This window comes from Streptomyces sp. NPDC090798 (assembly GCF_044768965.1).
Taxonomy (GTDB): domain Bacteria; phylum Actinomycetota; class Actinomycetes; order Streptomycetales; family Streptomycetaceae; genus Streptomyces.
Genome location: NZ_JBIVXA010000064.1, coordinates 1 through 1,989 on the forward strand (window position 1 = coordinate 1; position 1,989 = coordinate 1,989).

General features: G+C 69.2%; 1 protein-coding gene. It reads right to left on the bottom strand.

What is annotated here, in order from left to right:
• Positions 1–57: 57 nt before the first annotated feature.
• A complete protein-coding gene (locus ACIQTP_RS46960) occupies positions 58–1,866 on the bottom strand; it encodes an IS481 family transposase (RefSeq protein ID WP_403412386.1) in 1,809 nt (602 codons plus the stop codon).
• Between the last annotated feature and the right edge of the window lie 123 nt (positions 1,867–1,989).

Sequence of the window (1,989 nt, forward strand, 5' to 3'; positions counted from 1 at the left end):
TGTCGGATCCCAGCTGATGTCTGACGTTCTGGTCCCACGTGATGCTTGACGGTGGGCCTAGACAACATAGGGAGCCCCGTGGGGCTTGTTCGCTTTCACGTTACGGACGGGGATGTCGGTCGTGCGCCGGATCACCCGGACCTGGCCGTCCAGGTCGATGGTGATCGTGGAGTCCGACACGTGTGCGGTCACGGTCTGTCCTGCATACGTCCGGCCGAGCGAGACGACCTGCCGACAGACCATGATCGTGCCCGTTGTGCTGATCCGCCGCTGCACCCGCACCGGCTCGACGCCCGGACGCGGTGGCGGTCCGGCCGGACGCAGGCCCCGCAAGCGACGGACTTCTTCGCCGCTCAGCGGGTTGGGCCGCACCCGCAGCAGTTCCCGTGAGGACGGATCGAAGAACGACAGCGTCTCTTCGTCGATGCGGATGCCCACCTGGCGGCCGCCCAGGATCTCCGCGGCCAGCACCTGGCGTCCGCCCAGGCCCACCAGGCCGCTGTTGTTCACGACCCGGTCCACCTCGAACGCGGCCCCGTCGTCGGCGGGAAGCGGGGCCGCTCCGGCAGCACGACCGCCCCGGCCGGCCAGCCGTCCCAGATCCGCCACCGACAAGTGCGAACGCACGGTCTTGATCCGTGCTCCCGCGATCAGCAGATGGATCACCGAGGTGTCGGCCCAGAACGACACCGTCAGCCCCGAGCGGGCCGGCCCCAGCCAGAACTGTTTGCCCGCGACCTGCAGATTCCCGCTCGCAGGCACCACCCGCTCGAACTCCACCGGCCCACCGGGCTCCACCGGCACCACTGCCGGAACCACCTTCGGCGGACCGACAGGAACAGGCGCCACCTCGGCGGGATCCGGCACCGCAGGCGGAGCTGTCCGCTGCTGCGGGACCAGCGCCAGCACGCCGGGCACCCTCAGGCCCAGTACGTCCCGCTCCTGCTCGGGCACCGGGGTGAACCGGTCGGCAGGAGAATCCATGTCCAGCGCCTGATGCGGCCGCATGGAGTTGTATTCCTCGACCCACGCATCAAGCGCTGCCTGAGCCGCCCCGATGCTCTCGAACGCACCGCAGTCGTCCAGGAGTTCACGCCGCAGCGTCTGATGGAACCGCTCGACCTTGCCCGTCGTGGTCGGCGACGCCGGCTGGGTCAGCCGGTGCGCGATCCCGTTCTCCCGGCAGATCCGGTCGAACAACACCTCACCACCCTGCCCGAACCGGTCGGTGAACTGCTTCCCGTTGTCCGTCAGCACCTCCTCCGGCACCCCGAACGCCTGCAAGGCCCCGGCGAACGCCGAGCACACCGCCCTCCCGGTCGCCCGCTCGACCACCGACGCGATCACGCAGTACCGGGAATGGTCATCCACCCCGGTCACGACCTTGGCCTCGGACAACTCCCCGGTGACCGGGTCGACGAGCATCACCCCGCCGACGATGTCCATCTGCCACAGCTGCATCGGAGCATCCCGCTGCCAGCGCTTGTAATCCGACCGCTTCCGGCGCCGCACCCCCGGCTCCACCAGCCCATGCCGGACCAGAATCCGATACACGGTCATCCGCGACGGCACCGGACTCACCACCCCGGACCGCTCCAGCACATGAGCGATCCGCCGCGGCCCCCACCGGGGATGCTTGCGCCGCAGCTCGCACACCGCCGCCTCCACCTCGGCAGAAGCCTGATGCGGACACGACGCCGGCCTGCGCGAACGGTCCGCCAGCCCGGCCAGACCCGAAGCGGCATACCGGGACTTCCACCCGCTGACCGTCTGCCGCGACACACCAAGCGACGCAGCGACCTCCGTCACCGTCGCACCCGCCAGCACCGCAAGCACAGCCCGGTATCTCTGCTCGACAACCGACAACTCCACCAGCGCCAATCCCGGCCTCCCCACACGCGCCGCAACGACGCGCACAGAAAACCCGATCACGGCCACTGTCAACCATCAGCTGGGACCGAACTGTCAAGCATCACCCGGGATCGGACA